The 23457-nt window shown below is 33.9% G+C and carries 17 protein-coding genes, 1 rRNA gene and 1 other RNA gene; 10 read left to right on the top strand and 9 right to left on the bottom strand.

What is annotated here, in order from left to right; translation table 11 throughout:
• The 5 genes from rrf to X927_RS06260 all read left to right on the top strand — a co-directional run.
• A 5S ribosomal RNA gene (gene rrf, locus X927_RS10470) occupies positions 1-101 on the top strand; the annotation flags it as partial.
• 221 nt (positions 102-322) lie between these two features.
• Positions 323-2002 carry a phospho-sugar mutase gene (locus tag X927_RS06245; RefSeq protein ID WP_103077245.1) on the top strand — a complete coding sequence of 560 codons (1680 nt, stop codon included), beginning with the start codon at positions 323-325 and terminating at the stop codon, positions 2000-2002.
• Positions 2003-2026: 24 nt separating this feature from the next.
• Positions 2027-2605, top strand: a complete 579-nt coding sequence (locus X927_RS06250; protein WP_103077246.1) for a hypothetical protein — start codon at positions 2027-2029, stop codon at positions 2603-2605.
• A gap of 11 nt (positions 2606-2616) precedes the next feature.
• Positions 2617-3354: a tRNA pseudouridine(38-40) synthase TruA gene (gene truA, locus X927_RS06255; RefSeq protein WP_103077247.1), complete on the top strand. Its 738-nt coding sequence runs from the start codon at positions 2617-2619 to the stop codon at positions 3352-3354.
• A gap of 134 nt (positions 3355-3488) precedes the next feature.
• Entirely contained in the window at positions 3489-4478 is a 990-nt protein-coding gene (locus X927_RS06260; RefSeq protein ID WP_146026590.1) for a hypothetical protein, read from the top strand.
• A 4-nt stretch (positions 4479-4482) separates the two neighbouring features.
• On the opposite strand, the gene X927_RS06265 is transcribed toward X927_RS06260, so the two are convergent.
• The 9 genes from X927_RS06265 to X927_RS06300 all read right to left on the bottom strand — a co-directional run bounded on the left by X927_RS06265 (position 4483) and on the right by X927_RS06300 (position 13648).
• Entirely contained in the window at positions 4483-5211 is a 729-nt protein-coding gene (locus tag X927_RS06265) for an ATP-binding cassette domain-containing protein (protein WP_103077249.1), read from the bottom strand.
• Position 5212: 1 nt separating this feature from the next.
• Entirely contained in the window at positions 5213-5389 is a 177-nt protein-coding gene (locus X927_RS10205; RefSeq protein WP_169925174.1) for a hypothetical protein, read from the bottom strand.
• 180 nt (positions 5390-5569) lie between these two features.
• On the bottom strand, positions 5570-6766 hold the full coding sequence (hydF, locus tag X927_RS06270; protein ID WP_103077250.1) for a [FeFe] hydrogenase H-cluster maturation GTPase HydF: 1197 nt from the start codon (positions 6764-6766) through the stop codon (positions 5570-5572).
• A complete protein-coding gene (hydE, locus tag X927_RS06275; protein ID WP_103077251.1) occupies positions 6744-7886 on the bottom strand; it encodes a [FeFe] hydrogenase H-cluster radical SAM maturase HydE in 1143 nt (380 codons plus the stop codon). The genes hydF and hydE overlap by 23 nt, the downstream gene beginning before the upstream one ends.
• A gap of 17 nt (positions 7887-7903) precedes the next feature.
• Positions 7904-9319, bottom strand: coding sequence for a [FeFe] hydrogenase H-cluster radical SAM maturase HydG (gene hydG, locus X927_RS06280; protein ID WP_103077252.1), 1416 nt, complete (start codon positions 9317-9319; stop codon positions 7904-7906).
• A gap of 175 nt (positions 9320-9494) precedes the next feature.
• Positions 9495-9854: a transfer-messenger RNA gene (ssrA, locus tag X927_RS06285) on the bottom strand.
• A gap of 81 nt (positions 9855-9935) precedes the next feature.
• Positions 9936-10556 carry a HEAT repeat domain-containing protein gene (locus tag X927_RS06290; RefSeq protein WP_103077253.1) on the bottom strand — a complete coding sequence of 207 codons (621 nt, stop codon included), beginning with the start codon at positions 10554-10556 and terminating at the stop codon, positions 9936-9938.
• A gap of 16 nt (positions 10557-10572) precedes the next feature.
• Positions 10573-12156, bottom strand: a complete 1584-nt coding sequence (locus X927_RS06295; RefSeq protein ID WP_169925175.1) for a DNA repair protein RecN — start codon at positions 12154-12156, stop codon at positions 10573-10575.
• Between the two features lie 73 nt (positions 12157-12229).
• Entirely contained in the window at positions 12230-13648 is a 1419-nt protein-coding gene (locus tag X927_RS06300) for a glycosyltransferase (protein WP_103077255.1), read from the bottom strand.
• A 392-nt stretch (positions 13649-14040) separates the two neighbouring features.
• On the opposite strand from X927_RS06300, the gene X927_RS06310 reads away from it, so the two are divergent.
• The 5 genes from X927_RS06310 to X927_RS06330 all read left to right on the top strand — a co-directional run bounded on the left by X927_RS06310 (position 14041) and on the right by X927_RS06330 (position 23391).
• Positions 14041-14943, top strand: coding sequence for a phospholipase D-like domain-containing protein (locus tag X927_RS06310; RefSeq protein ID WP_103077257.1), 903 nt, complete (start codon positions 14041-14043; stop codon positions 14941-14943).
• Between the two features lie 80 nt (positions 14944-15023).
• On the top strand, positions 15024-16751 hold the full coding sequence (locus X927_RS06315) for an NAD+ synthase (protein ID WP_103077258.1): 1728 nt from the start codon (positions 15024-15026) through the stop codon (positions 16749-16751).
• A gap of 585 nt (positions 16752-17336) precedes the next feature.
• The gene (locus X927_RS06320; RefSeq protein WP_103077259.1) at positions 17337-18083 is read left to right on the top strand and encodes a hypothetical protein; all 747 of its coding nucleotides are present in this window, start codon (positions 17337-17339) and stop codon (positions 18081-18083) included.
• A gap of 123 nt (positions 18084-18206) precedes the next feature.
• Positions 18207-20774 carry an alpha-glucan family phosphorylase gene (gene glgP / locus X927_RS06325; protein ID WP_103077260.1) on the top strand — a complete coding sequence of 856 codons (2568 nt, stop codon included), beginning with the start codon at positions 18207-18209 and terminating at the stop codon, positions 20772-20774.
• Positions 20775-20868: 94 nt separating this feature from the next.
• Positions 20869-23391 (top strand): adenosylcobalamin-dependent ribonucleoside-diphosphate reductase, encoded by a 2523-nt coding sequence (locus X927_RS06330; protein ID WP_103077261.1) that lies wholly within the window; start codon positions 20869-20871, stop codon positions 23389-23391.
• The last annotated feature ends 66 nt before the right edge of the window (positions 23392-23457 follow it).

The raw sequence follows: 23457 nt of genomic DNA on the forward strand, positions 1-23457 counted from the left end.
AACGATACGGGAAACACCCAGAACCATACCGAACCTGACGGTTAAGCCGTATCGTGCCGATGGTAGTACGCTAAGACGTGTGAGAGTAGGTATCGCCCCCTCACTTTTTTTTAAAGTTTCTCTGCCCAAGTCCCGCCCTTAAAAATTGCCGCGTAGAATATACGCGGCATTTTTGCTTAATAAAAAGGAAAAAATATGATATAATTTTTTTGATGAGTTTCGGTGTGAAAGGACGGGGAGTTACAGGGCGAAATGCTATTAAAGTAAATTTTCAAATTTCTAAATTCAGTATAAACTTCTAAAAATGGAGGTAGGGAGTGAAATGGAAGACGTTAAAGAAATTGCATATAAAAGATATCAGCAGTGGCTTGAAAATGTGACAGAAGATTTCAAAGAAGAATTGATGCGTTTAAAGGATAATGAGGATGAGATTATTGATCGATTTTATAAAGATTTAGAATTTGGAACTGGTGGTTTAAGGGGTATAATGGGTGTTGGTACCAACAGAATGAATGTATACACCGTAGCTCGAGCGACTCAGGGGTTTGCTAATTATTTGAAAAAATATAAAGATTTTCCCAGTGTTGTTATTGCTTACGATACAAGGAATAACTCCGACTTATTTGCAAAGGTTGCTGCTCGAGTATTAGCTGCTAATAACGTTAATGTTCATATTTTTGATCAAGTCGCTCCCACACCATTACTTTCCTTCACGGTAAGAAAGCTAAAAACAGATGGAGGAATTGTCATAACCGCAAGCCATAATCCACCTGAATACAACGGTTACAAAGTTTACACATCTGACGGCACTCAAGCGGTTCCCAAATATGCTAATGAAATTACTGCAGAAATTGAAAAGTTAGATTACTTCAAAGATATTAAGATGATGAGCTTCGAAGAAGCTGTTAATTCTGAAAAAATAAATATACTTAACGAAACCATTTTCAACGATTATTTAGATGAAATTGAAGGATATATTAGGTCTTTAAATCCAAAGATGGATAAAAAACCCTTAATAGTATATACACCATTGTATGGAGCAGCTTTGAAATTAGTTAAAGGTATTTTGGATAGATTAGGTTTTGAGTTAAGTTTAGTTGAAGAACAATCAAAAATTGATCCTTCCTTTTCAACTTTAAAGGTTCCTAATCCCGAAGAGAAAGAAGCATTTGAACTGGCTTTGAAAAAAGCAAAAGAAATAGATGCTAATCTTGTTTTGGCAACAGATCCTGACGGTGATAGAATAGGGATATTTGAAAAGTACAAAGGTGATTATGTATCTTTTACAGGAAATCAAGTTGGAGTCATGTTGGCTCACTATTTGTTAAGCAAATTTAGAGAATTTTCTTCCTTAAACCCTGATGATTACATTGTAAAGACAATAGTTACTACTGATATGGTTAAACCCATCGCTCAAGAGTTCAATGTAAAAGTCGAAGAAACGTTGACCGGATTCAAATATATAGGGGAAAAAATTGAAAAATATATAGGCAGTGGAAGGAAATTCATATTTGGATTTGAGGAAAGTTATGGATATTTAGCGAATGATCATGTGAGGGATAAAGATGCAATAATTGCTGCTGCATTAATTTCTGTTATGAGTTCTGAATTGCTTTCTAAGATGAAAACACTCACTGAATATTTGAAGGATCTAAAGGAAAGGTATGGCTATTATGATGAAAAACTTCTTTCGTTTACTTTTGAAGGGTTTGAAGGAACTCAAAAAATAAAACGTATAATGAACAAAATGAGAAAAACCCCACCTATAAAAGTGGGTGATTTTACCTTGAAGGAAACTTTAGATTATCTTAATGGGATAGAGGGATTCCCGAAATCCGATGTAGTGGAATTGAGATATTCAAACGTTAAAATAATAGCAAGACCTTCAGGAACAGAGCCAAAAATTAAATTTTATATTATGGTAAAATCATCTTCAGAAAATGAATCCCGTAAACTAATAAAAGATGCTGAGCAGGTTATATCAGAAATTGTAAATGTTTAGTATTTCAAATAAAGGTGAGTGAAAATGCGGTTTCATAACGTTTTGTTTTCAGATAAAGGAAATTTTGTAGAAATAAACGATATTTCTTATTTAGATGGTAGCACGATAAAAATAAACGATATTCTTCCACCTTCTATTTTAAGAAAAAATTCTGATCATTTCGTAGGATATTTTCTCGTGGAAGAGGACAATAATGATTTATCAGGTATAAGAAGATATTTAAATATAAGCGAGCGAAGAGGAAAATACCTTAAATTAAGTTATTGTGATGACATATCCAACACCATTAGAGAGATTCATGGTGATTATGTTGATCTTGTTTCTAAATATGTAGGGTTAAGAAGAGTAATTTCTTCTTTCAACGATTTGATTTTAGAAAACGATATAAATAATAATTTTAGTTATTGGCTAGAAAAGACAGTTGAAAAAGTCCCTTTTGATATTAAAGAGTTGATTGCTCAGAGGATTACAAAACTTGTTAATTTGTATTTGATAAAGATCTATGATGGGATTTATAAAAAAAATATAGATCTATTAAAAAAATATGAATCGGAAATTGCATTCAAAATTTTAGAAGCTCAATTACTACAGAAGACGTATTAGGAGGAGTATTAGTGAAATGGGTCGCAGCAAGGGTAATGTATGATGGTACAAACTTTTATGGTTATCAGAGTCAGCCAACATTTCGTACGGTCCAAGATGAGTTTGAAAAAGCTTTAAAGATTATTTTTAAAAAGGAAGTTCCATCTTATGCGTGCGGAAGAACTGATACAGGAGTACATGCGGTAGGCCAAGTTATTTCATTTAAAGTAGAAAACGAAAATATGACTGAAAGAAATATTAAAGATGCTTTGAATGCCATTTTACCAGAAGATGTGTATGTAAAGGAAGTTAGGGAAGTAAAAGAAGGCTTTAATCCAAGGTCTGAGGCAAAAAAAAGAATATATCACTATTTTATTTATATAAATGAAGATCCAAATATATTTTTAAGAAACAGGGTATGGTGGATTCCTTTCAGATTAAATTTAGAAAAAATGAGACAAGCAGCAAGATATTTTGAAGGTGAGCATGACTTTACCAGCTTTAAAACGGGAAACGATGAAAGGAATCCTATAAGAACTATTTATAGGGTAAGAATAATAGAGTTAAGAAAAGATCTGATTTTGATAAGAGTTGAAGGGAAGTCTTTTTTAAGACGAATGGTTAGAAATATAGTTGGTGCATTGGTAAAGGTAGGTACAGATGTATGGGAAGTGGAAAAAATACAGGAAATTTTGGAAGCAAAAAAAAGAGCTTTGGCTCCTGCATCAGCTCCCCCTCAAGGGTTATATTTTTATTCAGCTTTATTCTAATAAACGTTTTAACCTTTGCAAAAGTTGAAATAGGCTTAATTTATAATGGCCCCTCGAAATATTTCGACGAGGTCTTATTAAATCTCTACAAATATGCGGATATCTCCATCCCTCCTGGTGAAAACTCTCAAATTATGGAAGTAGATTATATTAACGAACTATTCTATATAAATTATAAAAACAAAATCGTTTCAACTTCTTTGGAAAAGTTGGATAGTACTATCCATGAAATACTTAATGAACTTCCTAGGAGTATTTTTGTCATTGCGGAAAACTCTTTTATTGTTACAGATGATGGGACCAAAACATCTAAATTTCTAAGTTGGGATGAAAATATGTATGTACTTCTAGATGTAAATGGTTTTATTTTTGAGCATCAATTTTCTCCACCTATAGGCGAAGTGATTACAAGAGTACCTTCAAAATGGATAGAGCTAGAAATTACAGGAGATAGTAGAGAAGCTACTTTAAACAATCTAAAAATAAAAACACCAATTACTATAGAGGTGCCGCCATCAAAGATTACTTTAACGGATGGCTTAAAAAAAATAGAAATAGACTTAACAAATTATGAAGGTGAAAAATACTCATTAGATCTGGAAAAACAACAGATATATAAAAAAGTTGAAACTAATATAGATAAAGTATTTGAAATTGAAAGCGGAGCTTTCTTTTACGGAGAGCCTTTATCAATTTGGATGCCAAAAAAAGGACAACCTGTTATTACTAAGTCCCGGTTTTATTGTGATTATGGTGATATAGAAGAAAAAAGTAAGACATTCTATATAGATGGAGAAATTGTTTTTGCCTATGAGAAAGATAGTACGGTATACTTGCTTTCTAGTTCGGGCCAATTTGTTACTTTGGGTAAAAAAAATGTAAATCGAGATTTTGAAAGAGCTCCTTTATCCATTTTGGTCACTGATGAATATATTCAGATAAAAACTTTCAAATTAGAAAGTTATAGGATTGAATTTGCTGGAGGAGTATTCAAAGAGGAAAATGTTTATAATATGTTTTTAGAATTGCCTTCTTACCCACCACAAAAGGAATACGATTTTGGTAAGTTCGATATCGAAATTGCGAAAAACGAAGTTATAATCTATTCTAATGAAGAGGAGTGAATGACTAAACAGGGAAGTTCAGTAAAAAACCCTCAATACTCCCTTTGTAAATAATCTCACCCTTATCCAAAAAAACAATCTTTTCTGCAATGTCAGAAAACAAAGAAAGATTTCTTGTTGAAATAATCAACGATCGATCTTCTTTTATATCGAAAAGAAAATCCTTAATATCTTTATGCATGAAATCGTCCAAATGGTCTAGAATGGAATCAAATATAAATACTTGTGGATTTCTCGCTAAACTCAGAAAGATTATAAAAGAAATCTTATCTCCAATAGTCCAGTTGCCAAAATCCTCATAACTTTTTAATGAAGAATGGTTAGAAAAAATATGTGCAATATTAAGTTTTTCAAGAAGCATATATTGTTCTTGAGAAATGTCACACGGTTTCATTCTTAAAGCAAGGTTGAAAACTTCAGTTAAAGTCAGGAAATTGATATTGTCGACAAAAGTAGGTTCAGAATAAGCAATTGAGGATCGCAAATATCTTTTTTCAATATTATTTACATCCTCGCCTAAAAATAAAACCTGTCCAGTGGTTTGGATACCTTTAAAAAGTTCCTCATTTAATGCCACCATAGACCTTGCTAACAAAGATTTACCTGCATTTCTAGGTCCATAAATTAAAAGAATTTCATTTTTTGATATTTCTAAATTAATATTATTCAATAATTTTAGATTGTTGATGTATACAGATAGATTTTTAATTTCGATAATTTTATTTTTCCCCATTCTATCGTTTAGTACTCTTCCTATTATTAAAAAAATAATCTTCTTTGGCTAACGCTAACTTTCTAATACTTTCCTCATCGTTAGCATTTTTTAGGGATCTAATAAAATCAATTTGGGAGGAATATTTAAATTTGTCATAATTATCTTCATCGTAAGTACTTTGATTTTTCTCGTACATAGTAATTCGCCGCCTTTCTTCATTTAACTTTTAAGTTGGTGGCTTCCAAATACTATGATACTCTCTTCTTTATACAAAAAAACTAAACTTCATTACATTTCTTTTATAAAACAGTGAAAAATCACGTGTTTAAGGAAAAAAGAAAGACCCCCTAAAATCAGAAGCCTCTATAAAAATCGTTTATAATGAAAGAGGTTTTAATGTTCTATTTAAGGTTCCGTGAAGAAATGATATTATTACTCCATAATTTACAATAGGAATTCCTAATCTATTTATCGCATTTATTCTTCTCATCATCATCCTTCTTGTAAGAGTACATCCTCCACAATGCACCACTAATTTTACGTTTTTTACATCTTCTATGTCGGGAAATTCTTTCCCGACAATAAACTTAAAATTCAAGGATTTTTGAGTATATTTTTTAAGCCATTTAGGAATTTTAACCCTTCCAATGTCTTCATTTAACGGTCGATGAGAACAGCCTTCCATAATAAGAATAGTGTCACCATCTACTAACTTATTAATTACGCCGACGTCCTTAGTTAAAATACTGATATCCCCTTTATGGCGAGCTTCTAATATTGAAAATGTAGTGAGGTTTATATCTTCGGGCACTAATTCAACAACCGTTCCAATAGCTTGAGAATCGGTGATCACCAACTTTGGTTTTTCTTTCAATTTACTAATTATTTCACTTGTTCCTTCAACAGATGTCACAATTGGAAAAGCCTTTCTATCTATAGCTTCTCTTATAGTTGCCACCTGTGGCATTATCAATCGACCTTTTGGTGCTCCAGTGTCTACTGGAACCACTAGTAAGACAATATCGTTACTTTTAATAAATTTAGGAAGCATGGGAACTTCCTCTTCTTTTGGTTTTAACTCAGTCAAAACTTCTTTTACTCTTTCTATATTAATTTTTTCTTTGCAGGAAACTTCTAAAACTGGTTTTTTGAAAGAATTAATATATAATTGTTTTAAGTTAAAAACGTTGTTAAGCTGATCTATCTTATTCAATACGATTATGAATGGGATTTGCATCTTTTCAAAAAGATTGCAGATGAAGTGTTCAAATTCGTTTGGTTCAGAATCAACTACTAAAATTCCTATATCAGCTTTGTAAAAGGCTCGTTTAGCCCTTTCGATTCTTTTTTCCCCGAGTTCACCTTCATCGTCTATACCTGGGGTATCAATTAAAGTAATGGGACCGATAGGTTGTAACTCCATGCTTTTATAGACTGGATCGGTAGTTGTTCCAGCAACGTTGGAAACAAGAGCTATTTCTTGGTTCACTATGGCGTTTATCAAAGAGGATTTTCCAACGTTTCTTCTACCTGCTATAGCTATGTAAGTCCTATAACCGGATGTTGCTGGCATTCTTTTTCTCCTCCATTCGTTTTTGCGTTATTTTGGAAGGTGAGAAGCCTAATTGTTTGATTTTTTCGAACGTTTCATAAAATTCTACTTTTATCTTATTGTCATAGATGTTGTAATTTTTTCTATATACCTCTGGAGTTATGTTAACCATGATAACGTTACATCCTGCATAAAAGCCTTGGTATTGTAAATCAGGAGAAATTGTTCCTAATGCGGTAGTAGTAGGCATTTGTGCCGTTGGTATGCAAAACCTTGTGGCACAGTAGGCATTTAAAGTTAATTCACTACTTCCACGAGGATGATCTTTTAACGGAGTGTTTTCTGTTGGGATAAAAGGACCTATACCGATCATCCTGATGTTTTCGTTTCTCATAAAAAGAATATCTTCTGCAATGTCTTCTAATGTTTGTCCCGGTAAACCTATAATATTACCCGAACCAGTCACATAACCCAGGGTATTCATAAACCTTAAAAGTTCTATTCTATTATCATAGTTCTTTTCAGGGTGAATATTTTTAAAAATTTCTTTGTTTATAGTTTCATGTTTTAGAAGCACCCTTACTGCCCCTGCTTTTCTGAATTTTCTATAAGACAAAAAACTTCTTTCTCCGATGGATAAAGATACGGGTAAACTTGTGTTTTTTCTTATTTCTCTAATGATGTAGACTAAATCATCATCTGTATATTTATCGTCTTCACCACTTTGAAGAATGATTGTATCTAAACCAAATATCGCTGCTTGATTTGCCACTTCAATTATTTCATCTGGACTCATCCGGTACCTTTGCACAAATGGATTTTTAGCTCTCAATCCACAATAGTAACAATTTTTCTTACAATAATTTGAAAACTCGATAACTCCTTTAATGTTTATATAATCTCCTGTATACTCTTTTCGGATCAGATTTGCTACCTTGAAAAGATCTTCTCGATCTTTATCATGTTTATTTAAAGACAAGATTTGGATGATGTGCTCTTTTTCGATGGTTTTATTATCTGTGAAATAATTCACGATATTCTTAACTTTTTCAGAAAAATTAATGTAGTCAGCCCCTTGAGACGGGGATTGTGATGCTTTACCCTGTAGCTTTTTTAAAATCTCGTGATTTTGTAATTTCATTTATACATCCTTTTACATCAAAAATATAAATCTCTTTTTCCAGCCTTAACAAGATCTATTCTTTCCAATAATTTATCTTTTATAGGTCCTTCATCCATATCTTTTAATTCTTCTTTGATTCTTTTTTCAATAGATACCCTAGTATTTTCTGGTGCGTAATCTTGTACATATTCTAATAGAGTTAAAATCGCGTTTGGAGTACAAAACCTTTTCACAAATCCAGGTATTGCAAACTCCATGAAATGTTCGCCGGTTCTCCCCATACGATAGCAGGCTGTACAAAATGAAGGAAGATAACCTTCGATCGCTAATTCGTTTATTACAGCATCTAAACTCCTTTGGTCACCTAAAGTAAATTGGCTTTTTTTATAGGCTTCTTGATCTTCTGTTGAATATGCTCCAATCCCAATGTTAGAACCTGCATCTATTTGTGAAACTCCTAACTTTAATATCTCGTTTCTTATATGGGAAGGTTCCCTTGCTGTTAAAATTAAACCAGTATAGGGTACAGCCAACCTTAAAATCGCCACTATCTTTTTAAATTCATTATCATTAACAAGGTATGGAGGTTGCTCAGATAAAGGGGTATTTAAGGCTGGTTCCATTCGTGGAAAGGAAATTGTATGTGGACCAAATCCAAAACGTTCTTCAAAATGTATCGTATGGTATATTAGTCCCATAACCTCAAATTTATAATCGTAAAGACCAAATAAGGCACCGATTCCAACGTCGTCTATACCTGCGGCTATGGCTCTGTCTAATCCATATAGCCTCCATATATAGCTTGATTTTGGTCCCTTTGGATGAACCTTCTTATACGTTTGATAATAATAAGTTTCTTGAAAAATTTGAAACGTTCCTATACCCATTTCTTTTATTTTTTTGTAATCATCAATTGTCTGAGGGGCAGCATTGATATTTACCCTTCTGATCTCACCGTTTTTGTTTTTTGTTTTGTATACCGTCTCAACAGTTTTAGCGATGAAATCTGCATTGTAATCAGGATGTTCACCATATACTAATATCAATCTTTTATGGCCTTTATCTTCAAGGGCTTTTACTTCTTTCTCTAGTTGTTCAAAACTCAGGGTATTTCTAAAAATTTCGCGGTTACTAGATCTAAAACCACAATATTCACAATCGTTTATGCATTTGTTTCCGATATAAAGAGGGGCAAATAACACTATTCTATTTCCATATATATTCTTTTTTAATGTTCTTGCTCCTTCAAAAATCTCTTCTAACGTTTCATCATCTTCAACATTTAAAAGAGTAGCGACTTCACCCGGATCCAATCTTTCTTTTGATAACGATTTTTGAATAATGTCCCTGACTTTTGATCTACTTGGGGATTTTGTTTCTTCCAAGAGCTTAAATATTTCATCTTCTTTGATAAAAGATTTTTGATTTGCCTTATCTCTTACCCAAAACAATTAAACACCCTCCCATCTTTTTGGATTATGCGGTCTTTAGTATCTCTAAAATTTTATATATAGTTCACCTTTGTCTCGCAGCCCGACCATAATGAAGAAAAATCAGTGCTTCGCCCACTCCCCCTTTTACATATCTGGTATATATGTGAAATTTTTAACATATTACCTTAAAAAATGGTGGAGACGGCGGGAATCGAACCCGCGTCCGAAAACAGGCGAAGTCGGCTTCTCCGAGCGCAGTCCGCAATCAGCTTTCGGAAATTGTGACTTTGCGGACCGAGTCACAATTTCCTATTACCCATTGATACTTCTAAAATCCGGGTAAGAGATTTTAGAAGTGGAACCTTTTTCTGACGCCTCATTCCTCAAGAGAGGTTCCAAGAAAACTTGAGGAGAGACGAGCCGCCGTCTACGCAGCAGCTAATGCTAATTCTGGTTCTTCGGCATTTCAATATTTTTTCGTTTTTTACGAGGTTTCAGACTCCTCGACTCGCTTCCCGACTTCAGCCTATTCCCGTCGAACCCAATCGTCCCCATACTTTATTCCTTGACCCCGTTCGGGGTGAATTTTTTTTACTGGGATACATCTATATTATAACAAATTTTTAGTCCAAAATCAAGACCTTTTGAGATGCCACTCCAGCTTTTCAGATATTTCAGGGTCACGCTCTTGTAGGTATGGAACTAAATCAAAATTCTTAGTCAAGATTTTTGTTATTGAATCCAAAATAAGTACTTTTAAAGAATTGTTGGTAGTTTTATAATATTTCTCTAAAAGTATATCTAAAGTTTTTCTGCTTGGTAGCTCGGTGATGGCCATAACGCTTATCTCTTCTATTTCACCTTCGTCACTGTCAATATAAGTTTTCAATATATCTAAATAAGATTCATCTTTTGTGATTTTTAATAAATTCTCTATGATCAAAGGGAAAGCCCTCTCATCTGAAAATTTATTGAACATCATCTTAAGGTTTTCCACTATTTCGTGACACTTCAAATCAGACAAAAGTTCAGCTAGATACAACAAAACAGTATCGTCTTGAAGATTGAGATTAAATCTTCGTTTGAACTCTTGTAATAGGTATTCTTTTCCTTCGGGTGCCATCACGCTCAATGCATCCCGTGCCAATTCTCGAACTTCGTAATCTTCGTCATCTAATAGCTCTATTAAATTAGGAATAGCTTGAAGCCCTTTTTCATCTACTATCTTTTTTATCAGATCTTCACGACTGTACATCTTTTACACATCCTTTTCAATAGACAATGTTTCCGTACATTTCTTTTATTTCTTCTAATCTTTCATTTTCTGATAATTTTACAATTGTTGAAGTAGTTTCTTCGTTCAACGATTTTACTATTTTAAAATGTTCAGTGGCGAAATTTGCAACTTGTGGCATATGAGTAATTACAATAATTTGTTTATCTTTTGATAATTCGTTGAGCTTATTTCCTACGACATCGGCCATTCTTGGGCCAACTCCAGAATCAATCTCGTCAAAAACCATTGTATCAATTGCATGATTTTTTCCTAGTACAACCTCTACTGCTAATATTATTCTAGATAATTCTCCACCGGAAGCTATTTCGGCTAAAGGCATAAATTTACTTTTTGGATTTGTTTTTAATAAAAAGGTAATCCTATGTGCGGACTCTTTTTTTGGTTCTTTTAGTTTTTCTATCTTCCAATCTATCTTACTATTCTCCATATTGAGATCCTTTAAATTATTTTCAATATGTGATTTTAAATCATTTAGAAAAGGAGTAACCTTCTCTATTATTTTATCACTGAGTTCTAATAATTCCTCTTTCAACTTAGACAATCTCGGTTCTAATTCGTGAAAATCGTTTTTGATTTCTTCTAACTCACTTTTTTGAATTTTGAACTTGTTGAGATTTTCTAAAACATCCTCAAGAGATGGTCCATATTTCCTTTTTAACTCGATGATTTTATTCAGTCTCTCACTGACTCTTTCTAATTCTTCTGGATCAGTATCTAATTCAGACAATCTATTTTCTAAAAGGGTATATAATTCATCTATCTGCTCTTGAATAGAAGAAGCCAAGGAATATTCTTCACCGAACCCAAAATCTTTAAGCTTTGACAGATTGTAAATTATATAACCAATTTCCTGATCAATACTTTGTTCATCTCTGTCTTTTAGTATGTTTAATGATTCCACCAATCGTTCCCTGATTTCTTCCATATTATTTAGAGTTTTAAATCTAGCAGAAAGTTCATCATCTTCACGAGGTTGCAGGTTCGCCTCTTCAATTTCCTGTATCTGGTAGTTTAAAATATCAATATTTCGAAAGATTTCTGTTTTATTGGTTGGAAGATTTTCTAACTTTCTTTTTAAATTCAAATATTCCTGGTACCCCTTATCGTACTCAGAAAAATACTCGGGGAATTTATCCCTCAAAATCTTAAAGATCAAAGAGTTTTGATAATTCTCATCTCTCAAAGCTATGTTGGAGTCTTGAGAATGAATTTCTAGCAGATACTTTGAAACCTCCTGAACAACGTTTCTTGGAACTATTGTATCGTTTACTCTAAAAAGCGTCTTTTTAGGAGTGAAATTTACAGCTAAGATCAATTCATCACCATCAAAAGGTGCGTATTCCTGCAACATATCTTTAATGAATTCATTAACAGTAAAATACGCTGACACGGAACCTTCTGAGGTTTTCAGGTTTTGAGGAACGTTTCCTATTAAAAAAAGATTTAAAGCATTTAGAAACATGGATTTTCCCGTTCCCGACTCACCAGTGATAGCGCAGAAATTGTTGCTAAAATCTACGTTAGCACTTTTAAAAAGACCAAAATTTTTTATGGACAAAGAAAGCAGCATTCACCACACCAACCTTAAAATCGACACTTTTTTCTTCTATCATCGAAATTATACCATAATTTCAAATCTTTTTATTTTTTAAATAATCAAGTATTATTTCTTTTGCATCTAAAGAAGGCACTTTTTCTATGTTTTTTTTGGGAAGTTTAATTCCTTCCTCAATAACCTCTAAATATCCTCTGGCCGTGCTTTTCCAAGTATAATTTTCTAAAACTCTTTTTTTAACCTTTTTTGAAAAATAATCATAATTATTCAAACCGTTTATTAAGCCCTCAACAATATCTTGTATATCTTCAGGATCAATTAATACACCTGAACCATCTGAGAATATTTCACTTGGTCCACCATTCTTTGTTGCAACAACAGCGAGGCCACAAGCGCCTGCTTCGATAGGAGCTAAGCCAAAAGGCTCATAAAAAGAAGGTAAAACAAAGACGGACTTCAATTTTGAAAAGAATTTGTAAGCAGAAGCTAAGGCAAGTTGAGATTTTAAATCAAAAAAATATACCTTATCTTTTATATTCGCTTTTACTATTTCTTCCAAAATTGGGGTTAAGATGGATCTTTCTTTTTCCGACAATTTGTGTATGTCGGTGAATGGATCAGGAATGCCCCTAAGAAATATTCCTAGATTTGCCTTATCTTGAAGATCTTTAGAATTTGCGTATGCTTTTACAACAGAAATATGATTCTTTTTGAGATCTAAACGGCTGGAGAGAATAATAAAAGGTTTTTGCTGTTTATTTAATTTTTTTTCTATTTGAGCGACAGTCTCTTGATCGAGGTCAGTCATATCGTCGTTAAAGATCTCCGTGTTAACACCAGGAGGAATCACTTTGTATTTACTGTCGTTTTCAACTTCAGAAACATCGACATACAAAGGATGAGAATACTGCTCGTATCTTTCCATAGATGTGGAGACAATAATTTTAGATGCATATTGCATGGACAATCTTTCAGCCATTATTCTTTGAGAAAAGTGATATTCTTTATCTAGATCTTCAAAGTTCTCAGAAGAGACGTTTAGTTTGTCCATTTTTTGGGCACCTAAAGAATGCCCTGTGAACGAGAAATTTAAGCCTAATTTTGATTTTAAAAGAACTCCTGAATAACCTCCATCGGCGTAATGGGTGGTTATGAAATCTATCTTTTGATCTTTGTAGAATGAAAGAATATTATCAACGTATTCCTTTAAAAATAGCCATAATTGTTCTTTGTTTAAAAATTTATCCCCACCAAAAGGTATTCTAACGATAGTTGGGTTTTTATTCGTATCAAAATAATCAAACTTCTTAGAAAACTCTGGCCAATTGGGATCATTTATCTGTCTGGTGACTATATCCACAGAAACATTTAAATTAGCCAACTCTTTCGATACTTCTTTAACGTAGATCAATTGACCACCAAAATCAGGATGCTCAGTTAAATGAGAATCGTTTTTGTCAAAGTTGCCTTGAGGATTGAGAAACAACACCTTCATGAAAAATTCCTCCAATAGTCTGTTATTTACAATATAACAAATATATTTTACCATACTTTCAATAAATTTTCTTTTCGAAGCGCATTTTAGAAACATAATCTGAAAATATGCTATAATTCTAAAGATTTCATTTTGTATTCCCATGTGTGTGCAGCAGAACAAAAAACAAAAAAACTTTTTTCCTTATGTGTGGTTAGCAGGTCAAAAAATGAAAAACTTTTTTCGTACGAGGGTGTTCTTGGGAAAATATTAAAAAAACTTTTCCCTTATGGGTCGGCTTCTTGGCTAAAAGATGAAAACATTTTTCCTTATGGGTGGGGAGCGGGGCGAAGGGGCGCTGTAGAATTGATAAAGATAGTATCGGAGGTAACAAAGTAGGAGGTTTAACAACATTGAAAGCAAAACTTATCTTAACAGCATTATTTCTGTCTTTCTTTACCTCGCTTTTTTCCTATGAACTCTTCTTCTCCGGTGGAGAATTAGCATACTTTATAAACCAAAAACTAACAACGAGCACTTCAGTAAAAGTTGTATCTTTCAGTTTGGATGACACAATTTCTAAAAAATTATCAGCTATAAATCACCAAATATTTTTAGAAAAAGATGGTGGATATTCTGGTGATTTAAATTTAAACATCAAATATGACAAAAACACCGATGGGTATCTACATCAAAAATATATGATTTTTGATAACAACTCAGTATTATTTGGAACCGGAAATTTCACTACAAGCGGTTTATTAACAGATTTAAACATCTTTATCTACACCGAAGATGAAAAGGTCGTAAAAGTTTTCCTTGATGAATATGAAAACTTTCAAAGGGGTAAATTTGGATATTACAAAAAACCAATCAATGAGCGCCTAAGCACGACAGAATTCGGGAAAGTAAAAATAGTAACTGGACCATCAAAAGAGGTCCTTAACTCAGTCTTAAATGAGATTAAGAGATCCAAAATTTCTATAAAAGTTTTTTCATATTCTTTCACCGATCCCTACTTCGTCCATATCTTGGAACAAGCTTCCTCCAATAATGTAGTTGTTGAAATACTATCCGACGATTGGAACAAAATCTACACATCACCATTAAAATATATGCAAGGCATAAATATAAAGTATAGAAATGACATTCATGCAAAGTGTGTAACAATAGATAAAGAAACGGTCATTATAGGAAGTTACAATCTGACCTACAGGGCAAGAGAGAAAAATGACGAAATGGTTGTAATAATTAAAAATAAAGGGTTAGCTGACATCATAAATAGAAAATTTGATTTATTATGGCAAGAATGGTAAAATATATTGGTGTTTCTTTTTTCAATACCAAAAAAGGAGGCCTGTGCTTTTAAAAAATCAACTAAAAGCACAAATTAGCTATGAAAATAAGAATATCTTTGGCCCAAATGAATTCCACAGTTGGCGATTATCAGGGAAATATTGAAAAGATAAAAGATTTTATCTCCAAGGCAGACGAAAAAGGTGCCGATCTGATACTCTTTCCAGAATTAACTCTAAATGGTTATCCCCCCGAAGATTTAATCTTAAAAACCCAATTTTTAAGGGATTCTTTGAAAAGTATAAAAGAAATACAAGATTTTAGCGAATCTAAAGATGTTGTAATAGTTTTAGGTGCTGTTGACTGGGATGTTGAATCCTACAACACCGCTTTTGTTATATACAAAGGGGAAATCTATGGTAGTTATAAAAAGATGTTCTTACCAAACTACTCTGTTTTTGACGAAAAAAGATATTTTACTGCCGGTAGAACACCTTTTTTAATGGAAATTGAACGGATCAAAATAGGAATAACAATTTGTGAAGATCTGTGGGTTCCCAATGGACCGGCTGTTTCCTTAGCCCAAAACGGAGCCAATTTGATTTTAAATCTTTCTTCGTCTCCTTTTTATAAGGGAAGAAATAAGGTAAGATTTGAAATGCTCAAAACTAGAGCATCAGAGTTATCAAGTTGGATTGCTTATTGCAATAATGTAGGTGGACAAGATGAGTTGGTTTTCGATGGTGGAAGCGTTGTAATTAACCCATACGGAGAAATAGAATTAAGTGCTCCTTCTTTTGAAGAGGGTTTGTATTTTATAGATATAGATCCCCTAGAACCTACTAGAGCAAATTTAAGGGAAGGAAAAAGGAAACATTACAATCAAAGTGCCTATTATGAAAGCGTAAATACAATTAAAATAGCAAAAAAGATTACGGAAAAAAATCCTATAAAAGCTATCAAAGTTGACTCTTTTGATATATACGAGCAATTGTACCTCGCTGTAAAAACAGGTATAAAGGATTATGTTTGGAAAAATGGTTTCCAAAAAGTCGTTTTAGGATTGAGTGGAGGAATAGATTCCTCGCTCACGGCGGCTATTGCTGCGGACGCTATAGGTCCTGAAAATGTTTTGGGATTACTAATGCCTTCTCAATACTCTTCTAAAGGCAGTATTGACGATTCGATAGAACTATCCAAAAATTTAGGAATAAATTACAAAATAATTCCGATTAATGACATATACGAAAAATATATTGAAAATTTGAAGGAAAGCTTTAAAAACACCGATGAAGATAAAACTGAAGAAAACATTCAAGCAAGGATAAGAGGAAACTTAGTAATGGCATTTTCGAACAAATTCGGATATTTAGCCTTAGCATGCGGAAATAAAAGTGAAGCAGCCACAGGATATGCTACATTGTATGGAGACATGGCGGGAGGATTCTCTCCCATTAAAGACTTATACAAAACAGAGCTATACAAAGTTGCCAAAAAGTACAACGAACTTCACGGAAAAGAAATTATTATAAAATCTATATTAGAAAAACCGCCTTCAGCAGAGCTTAGACCAAATCAAAAAGATGAGGATACTTTGCCGCCATATGCTTTACTAGATGAGATTTTATTCAAGTACATAGACAGAGAAATGTCTTATGATGAATTACTACAAGAAGGATACGATGAAGAGTTATTGAAAAATGTTATAAACATGGTAAACAAGAACGAGTACAAAAGAAGGCAATCTGCTCCCGGGATAAAACTAACTGAAAGAAGTTTTGGAAAAGACAGAAGAATGCCAATTACCAATAAATATATTCCCTGGTAGTTAATGTAAAAACAGCTGGGAGCGTGAAGAATCCTAACTACCATTCCTTATGAAGAAAGCAAAGTGAAAGGGAGCTAAATAAAGATCTTTTTCCTTATGGGTGAGCATCGGGGTGAAAAAGCGCTAAAAAAGTCTTTCTTCCTCACAGGTGGACTTTTGAGGATGAAAGGGGAAAAATCTTTTTCCTTATAGGCGGGTTGTGGAGTCAAGAGATCTTTCGCCTTTTTCTTATGGGGGGGCTGCGGGGCGAAGGGGCGCAAATAACGACCCAGCGCAGCTTACAAAAAAACAATGTGAATAATTAACTAAAAAACGCTCTATTTTTTAAAGGGTCACAGGGCGCAGCCCTCTATCCCTGCTTAGGTCAGGGACCGCAGGCCCCTCTTTAAAAGGGTGGGCAGCGGGGAAAAGGGCGCAAACCTATATAGAATAAATATTATAGAAACTAAATAATTTTTAACAATAAGATTCTGGTTTTAAAAGGGTCACAGGGCGGAGCCCTCCCCCCGGCCGCGTTAGGGACCGCAGGTCCCTTTTAGAAGGGCGGAAGCGCTAAATCAGATCATTAAAACAGGAGAAAAAATCATGGAAGAAAAAGAAAAAGAAAAAGAAAAAAACCAATCCAACGACAGTCTAAAAAATTTATTAATCATCATTGGCACTATGGCAGTCATATATTTTGCAACTTTCATACTATGGAATTTGTACGTAGAAAACTTAGAAAACCATTATTACTATCCATATGTAAAAATCAAAGAAACCGGCTACGAACGGGTTAAAAAAATGCCTTTTTCGCCCAAAGGTTACAATATAACTATTGAAAAAAGCAATATCACAAACACTTACACAGTAAAAACGAAGTTTGGTTCATTCAATATTCAAACATTTGACGATAGATTCTTCTTTTTTGAAAACTCTGATATGGTAGTAATCTCATATCCTTCATACGATTTCAGAGGTCTTGAATATTCTGTAATTCTAAAAAATGGAAATATTTTTAAATTTGTCATAGTACCAAACGAGGAAATTGTGGAAGATATCTTCACCTTTGTTGAAAACCTTCTAAGAATAAGGGTTTTAGAGGTTCCAGAATTAGCAAATTATGATTATATCAAAGAAAGTGAGGATAGTTATACCATTGAAAGTAAAAGACAAGAATTTACTTTGTCAAAGAATTTAATAAGCACAGTAGGTGAATCCCAAGACTACATTTATTTCATTTCTAAAAAGTATGGGTTGTTCAACAAGATTTACTATTTAGAAAAATCAACCAATAATTTTGGAGAGCTAATAATGATATCGGAATCTCAAGAATTTTGGAGCAATAATTAGAAAATTTAGAAATAAAGAATTTTCAAGTATTATATTTATTTTAAAAAAGTTACTGGGATTGGGTCCAAAAGGGGTTATCTAATTTTAAAGATTCTATCAAAAGCTATATTGGGAGGGTAAAACATGGATTTTATAAGTAAAATTACCGTCGTTCCAAAAATCCCAGAAAAGATTTCTGGGTTAAAAGAACTCTCGGAAAACATGTGGTGGACTTGGAATTATAAAGCTCAAGCCTTATTCGAAAACATAGACAAAGAGCTTTGGGAATCCACCCAGAGAAACCCGGTCACTTTTTTAAAGCGTGTGGAACAAAAAAAGTTAAACAAAGCTGCAGAAGATTCAAAATTTAATGAACTCTATCAAGAAGTCATGAAAGGGTTCTCTGATTATATGAATGAAAATAGCAACACATGGTTCAGAAAAACCCATAGTTCTTTTAAAGAAGGGGAAATTGCTTACTTTTGTATGGAATACGGCCTTCACGAATCTTTTCCAATGTATTCTGGCGGTTTAGGGATATTGGCTGGTGATCATCTAAAAAGTGCAAGTGATCTAGGTATACCGCTTATAGCTGTAGGTTTATTATATCAAAAGGGGTATTTCATTCAGAAGCTCAATTCGGAAGGTTGGCAAGAAAGCATATATTTAGACTACGATTTTTCGGATTTCCCTATTATTCCCGCCAAAGACAGCAATGGAGATGAAATATATGTCGATATAGACCTGTTAGGGAAAAAGGTATTCGCTAAAGTTTGGCAGCTAAAGGTGGGAAGAGTGAACCTATATCTTCTAGACACCAACCTAATGCAAAATGACCCTGAAGATAGAGAAATAACCTCCACATTGTATGGTGGAGACATAGAAATGCGCATAAAGCAAGAAATACTAATAGGAATCGGTGGAGTTAAAGCGGTAAGAAAATTAGGATACAATCCTTCTGTTTGGCACATGAATGAAGGTCACGCTGCATTCTTAGGGCTTGAAAGAATACGTGAATTAGTTCAAGAACATGGCTTAACTTTTCAGGAAGCAATTGAAACGGTTCGGGCTGGAAACGTTTTTACCACTCACACTCCTGTACCAGCTGGAAACGATGTATTTTCTATTTCTTTAATTGATAAATATTTTGGAGACTTCTGGCCTAAATTAGGAGCTTCAAGGCAGGACTTTCTAAATTTAGGATTAGAAAAGCAACAAAGCACGGAAGAATTATTTTCAATGACCATTTTGGCGCTGAAACTCTCTGGGAGATCAAATGCAGTTTCAAGGCTACATGGAGAAGTATCAAGGAAGTTATGGAACCATGTTTGGCCTGGTATTGAATGGTTGGAAGTACCTATAAACTATGTCACCAATGGTGTACATATAGACACATGGTTAAACCCAAAATTACAGGAATCTTTAAAAGAATACCTAGGTGCTGACTGGATGTCAAAGATTGACGATCCAGAACTTTGGGAAAAAATTGATAATATCCCTGACCATGAACTATGGGAAACTCACCAACAACTAAAGAAAGAGTTAATAGAATACATTAGGAAGAGTATAAAAGCACAAAGATCGAGACATGGAGAAACAGTTGAACAACTTGAAGAAGTAAATCAAATAGGTGATGAAAAAGCTTTAACTATTGGTTTTGCCAGAAGATTTGCTACTTACAAAAGAGCAGATTTAATATTCAGTGATGAAGAAAGATTAAAAAAGATTTTGAACGATCCGGACAAACCCGTACAATTAATATTCGCTGGTAAAGCTCATCCTGCAGATAAACCGGGTCAAGAACTCATAAAAAAGATATACGAATACTCACGAAAACCAGAATTTCAAAATAAGGTCATAATTCTGGAAAATTACGATATGGATATGGCAAGGCACTTAGTTTCGGGTGTTGACATTTGGTTAAACAATCCTAGACGTCCAAGAGAGGCATCTGGAACATCAGGTCAGAAAGCCGGAATGAATGGAGCTATAAACTTCTCAGTTTTAGATGGCTGGTGGGTTGAAGGATACAACGGTAAAAATGGATGGGCCATAGGGGACAACAGAGACTATGAAGACTTGAAATTACAGGATAAAATAGACAGTGTTTCAATATACAACCAATTAGAAAAACAAATAGTGCCTCTGTACTATGAAAAAGAAGAATCTAACGTTTCAAAAGAATGGGTATCAAAGATGAAAGAATCTATTAAAAGTGTCACGTCTTTCTTCAACACATCAAGAATGCTCAAAGAATACACTCAAAAACTATATATGCCAGCTCTTGAGCAACACATACGTTTTTCAAACGATGACTTTAAATTGGCAAAAGAATTTGCCGGTTGGGTTAAATTATTAAAAGAAAATTGGGACTCTATAAAAATACATGTCAAACTCGATCAAGATCTTACTGGTGTAAAAAATGCAGAAGAAGAAATAGGAGTACAAGCAGAAATATACTTGCCAGGTATAGGTCCAGACTCAATCCTACCAGAAGTTGTATTTGCAAGGTTAAAAGATGGTAAAATAGCAAACATAAGGCGGTACGATATGAAACTCATCAAAGAAGTACAAAAAGACACATATCTATACTCAGTAAAATTTAAAATAGAAGACAGGGGGGAATATGGAATAAATGTAAGGGTAACACCTAACAATCCTCTCATGCCCCATAAAAACTACTTGATGGGACTAGTGAAATATCCTCAATAAGATTTTGTAAATTTTTAATAGACCCCCTTGATTTCAATATATTGTCGTGTTATCATATAAAAGTACAATATATTGATTCAAGGGGGTAATTTTCATGAGAGTTTTAAATAAATGGATCCAAAAAGAACCATCGAAGAATGCAATCACCATATTAAAAGACAGATATTTCTTAAAAGATGGCGAAGGGAATTATTTAGAAAGCACATGGGATGAAGTTTCAAAAAGGATTGCAAGACATGTTGCTGCAGCTGAAGTAAACTATACCAGTGATATAGAAGAAATAAAAAATGCAGAAGAGCATTTTTATCAACTAATTAAATCTCGAATTTTCTTACCAAACAGTCCAACGATATTCAACGCAGGCAAAACAATGGACAGACAATTATTCAAAAAAGATATAGAAGAAACAACTTTAGAAGACTACAAAACAATTTTTGATTCAAGAACAAAACACAACATGTTATCTGCATGTTTTGTAATCCCTATGGACGACTCAATGAGCGCCATATTTGATGCGGTAAAAAATGCTGCTTTAATAATGAAATATGGAGGAGGAGTAGGATACGACTTCTCTGTTTTACGTCCAAAAGGTTCTTCTATCGCTGGAACAGGGGGAAAATCCTCCGGACCCATTAGCTTCATGCATGTTTTCAACACAGCAGCTTCCACGATAGAACAAGGTGGGGCAAGGCGGGCAGCTCAAATGGCTGTACTAAGGTATGATCATCCCGATGTCTTTGACTTTATAAATTCCAAAAAAGACAACAAAGGCAACAATGTCTTGAATTACTTCAACATTTCAGTGAACATTGACAACCCAAAAGAATTCAAAAAAATGCTCGAAGAAAATGGAGATCTCACCTTAGAACATCCCGCATCATCCATAAGAAAGACTATCAAGGCAAACGATCTAATGAACAAAATGGTAGAAAACGCATGGAAAACGGGAGATCCTGGCATGCTCTTCCTTGGCAGACACAATCAATACTACGCAATGAGTGAACATACCCCAGTCACCGCCACAAACCCTTGTGGAGAAGAACCACTACCACCTTTTGGAAGTTGTAATCTCGGTTCTATAGACGTTGCAAAGTTAGTTGAAGACATGGATTTAGGAAACCCAAACTCGGATGATATTTCAGAATTCCAAGAAATAATATATTGGGCTGTTAGATTTTTAGATGACGTCATAGAATCAAACATCTATCCTCTAAAAGAAATTGAAGAAATGTCTAAAAAGCAAAGATTTATTGGATTAGGAATAATGGGATTAGCAGATGCGTTGTACAAAAAAGAGCTACCTTACAACTCAGAACAAGCCAGAAAATTCATGGCAAAATTAACCGCTGAATTAGCGTATTTCTCTCATGTTGCAAGTACTGAATTAGCCAAAGAAAGGGGCAATTTCCCAGATTTTCAAAGATCCAAATACCCGCACGGTTTCATACCATTTCCCATGTTGGATGACGAAATAGACGAAGACATAAAAGCATGGAATGAAAAAATACGTCAACATTTTCAAGGCGAAGCTACAAAATACAAAAGAAATGTACAAACGAACACCATAGCCCCAACAGGTTCAATATCTAACTTGGCAGATACATCAAGTGGGATTGAGCCAAATTTCTTACTATCCTATGTAAGATACATGACCAACAAAGAAGGAGACAGAGTTCCCCTATCTTACATAAATCCAATATTAATGGAAAAAATAGGCACCAACATGACAGAAGAGTTAAAAGCTGAAATCATTGAAAAAGGAAGCATTCAAAATATAGACAGCATACCAAACGAAATCAAAAAAATATTTGTAACCTCAATGGACATACCACCAAAAGATCATTTATTAGCCCAACACGTAATTCAAAGTTATCTTGATGCATCATGCTCTAAAACTATAAACATGCCTAAATCTTCAACAATAGAAGACGTTAAAGCTATCTATCTACAAGCATTAGAATTAAACCTAAAAGGATTAACTATTTACAGAGATGGGAGCCTTGAAACTCAAGTTCTAACCTCCGCTTCCAAAGAAGAAAAGGAAACATCCGAAACACAAGGCAAAAACGTTACATTCTTCGTATTGGATGAAAAACATAAACTAAGAGCAAGGCCAAGAAAAGAAACCTTACGAAGCGTCACACGAAAGTTCAAACACGACACGGGAACAGTATACGTCACCGTCTCCTTTGATGATGGCGGTGAAGCCGTAGAAATCTTTCTATCAGATGGCACAGAAACTGCAGAGGTTATTGGAAGATTATCATCCATAGCTTTAAGAGCAGGCGTTTCAACTGATGAAATAGTTGAGCAATTAAAAAAAGTTAAGGGAACATATTGTAAAGAATTGGCACAAGAAATAAGCAAAGCCCTCAACGATTTCAACCAATTATGGGAATCTCAAATAGAAGATTATGAAGTAATAAGAACGGGAACGCCGAAAACCAGGGAAGAAGTAGAAAAATTCGTATACGCCAACGACTTAAAATACGAAAAAGGATATTATATAGACTCAGAAGGCAACGCATACTGCCCAAGCTGCTTATCTAAAAATACCCTGATAAACGAATCAGGCTGTGTTACCTGCACCACTTGCGGATGGTCAAAGTGTTCTTAAAAATATATATATAACAAATATTCAAACCCGGTGGAAATGCTCACCGGGTTTTTATATCGTAAATAC

The organism is Petrotoga mexicana DSM 14811 (assembly GCF_002895565.1).
GTDB classification, from domain to species: Bacteria; Thermotogota; Thermotogae; order Petrotogales; family Petrotogaceae; genus Petrotoga; species Petrotoga mexicana.

What these genes read in the sequence shown, in the direction of transcription:
- X927_RS06245 (WP_103077245.1), top strand. Translation starts at nt 323, where the DNA reads ATGGAAGACGTTAAAGAAATTGCATATAAAAGATATCAGCAGTGGCTT.
- X927_RS06250 (WP_103077246.1), top strand. Translation starts at nt 2,027, where the DNA reads ATGCGGTTTCATAACGTTTTGTTTTCAGATAAAGGAAATTTTGTAGAA.
- X927_RS06260 (WP_146026590.1), top strand. Translation starts at nt 3,489, where the DNA reads ATGGAAGTAGATTATATTAACGAACTATTCTATATAAATTATAAAAAC.
- X927_RS06265 (WP_103077249.1), bottom strand. Translation starts at nt 5,211, where the DNA reads ATGGGGAAAAATAAAATTATCGAAATTAAAAATCTATCTGTATACATC.
- X927_RS10205 (WP_169925174.1), bottom strand. Translation starts at nt 5,389, where the DNA reads ATGTACGAGAAAAATCAAAGTACTTACGATGAAGATAATTATGACAAA.
- hydF (WP_103077250.1), bottom strand. Translation starts at nt 6,766, where the DNA reads ATGCCAGCAACATCCGGTTATAGGACTTACATAGCTATAGCAGGTAGA.
- hydE (WP_103077251.1), bottom strand. Translation starts at nt 7,886, where the DNA reads ATGAAATTACAAAATCACGAGATTTTAAAAAAGCTACAGGGTAAAGCA.
- X927_RS06290 (WP_103077253.1), bottom strand. Translation starts at nt 10,556, where the DNA reads ATGTACAGTCGTGAAGATCTGATAAAAAAGATAGTAGATGAAAAAGGG.
- X927_RS06300 (WP_103077255.1), bottom strand. Translation starts at nt 13,648, where the DNA reads ATGAAGGTGTTGTTTCTCAATCCTCAAGGCAACTTTGACAAAAACGAT.
- X927_RS06315 (WP_103077258.1), top strand. Translation starts at nt 15,024, where the DNA reads ATGAAAATAAGAATATCTTTGGCCCAAATGAATTCCACAGTTGGCGAT.
- X927_RS06320 (WP_103077259.1), top strand. Translation starts at nt 17,337, where the DNA reads ATGGAAGAAAAAGAAAAAGAAAAAGAAAAAAACCAATCCAACGACAGT.
- glgP (WP_103077260.1), top strand. Translation starts at nt 18,207, where the DNA reads ATGGATTTTATAAGTAAAATTACCGTCGTTCCAAAAATCCCAGAAAAG.
- X927_RS06330 (WP_103077261.1), top strand. Translation starts at nt 20,869, where the DNA reads ATGAGAGTTTTAAATAAATGGATCCAAAAAGAACCATCGAAGAATGCA.